The 1,091-nt window shown below is 35.8% G+C and carries 2 protein-coding genes; both read right to left on the bottom strand.

Annotated features, from left to right (window positions below; translation table 11 throughout):
* Window positions 1-465, bottom strand: a 465-nt coding sequence (locus DFR56_RS22540) for an IS3 family transposase (RefSeq protein WP_146214362.1), incomplete at its 3' end; no start/stop codon positions are given.
* 17 nt (window positions 466-482) lie between these two features.
* The coding region (locus DFR56_RS22535; protein ID WP_244916620.1) for a transposase at window positions 483-1,091 on the bottom strand (609 nt) is incomplete at its 5' end.

Here is a 1,091-nt window from a genome sequence, read left to right as displayed (position 1 = left end):
CAAAGGGTCCATGACAAGATCTAAAGTTGGACGTTTCTTCATTTCATAGGCAATAATTTCACCATTATAAAGATCAAGAATTGGATTTAAATATAACTTCTCTTCGCCTAGGCATTTGAATTCTGTTATGTCTGTTACTAATTTTTGCAGTGGAATAGATGTATTGAAACGCCGGGATAGCCGGTTTTTTGCCACTTTTCCAACGTTTCCCTTATACGAATTATATTTACGGGACTTCCGCATAAATTTCACACATTTTAATCCCAGTTCTCGCATAATCCGATACACTTTTTTATGGTTGATCACATATCCCAGTTTCTTTAATTCTCTCGTGATCCGTTTGTATCCATAACGTTCATGGAACTTTTTAAATAGGTCTGTAATGATGTTTTTTAATTCCGCGTCTGAATCTTCTCTGCCAAAGTTTTTCACGTGATAGTGATAGGTTGCTTCAGGAATATCCACAACAAGAAGAATATCTTTTAATCGGAATCCTTCTTTTTTGAGGTCGAATGCGATCTTTGCTTGTGCTTTTCGTGGAAGGCATTCGGATTCTCCCGAAAAGCTTTCAACTTTTTTAGATATGCATTTTCTAGCCTTAGTAGTTCATTCTCACGTTCTAATTCTTCCACGCGTGTTATTTTCTTTTCTTCCTTTTTCCTTTGCTTATTAGGTTTCTTAGACATAGAAGGTCGCCCCTTTAATCTTGGTTTCAGGCCTTCTATCCCTTGATCACGAAAAGCTTTTAACCAGCGTGCAATTAAGGAAGGATTGTTCAAATCAAATTGAACAGCAGTTTCTAAATAAGAAGCACCTGTCTTTAACATAAATTGTACCGCATCTAATTTAAATTGAACAGAATACTTCTTTTTCGTCTTTCTTCGTTTTAATCCATCCATGCCCTGTTCTTTATAAGATCTCACCCAATTTTTTAATGGGGAAGGACTAGGCATATTATATTTTTTCGCCAATAATTTATATCCAAGGTTTCCACACAAATACTCGGTGACAAGCTTTAGTTTAAATTCTTCACTATATTTGGCCATAAAAACACCCCCGAAAGTTAGATTTTCTACTCTAACTTTCGGGGG

This window comes from Pseudogracilibacillus auburnensis (assembly GCF_003201975.1).
GTDB classification, from domain to species: domain Bacteria; phylum Bacillota; class Bacilli; order Bacillales; family Amphibacillaceae; genus Pseudogracilibacillus; species Pseudogracilibacillus auburnensis.
The sequence above is the reverse complement of the archived record's forward strand: the minus strand, read 5'-3'. Positions and strand labels throughout refer to the sequence as shown.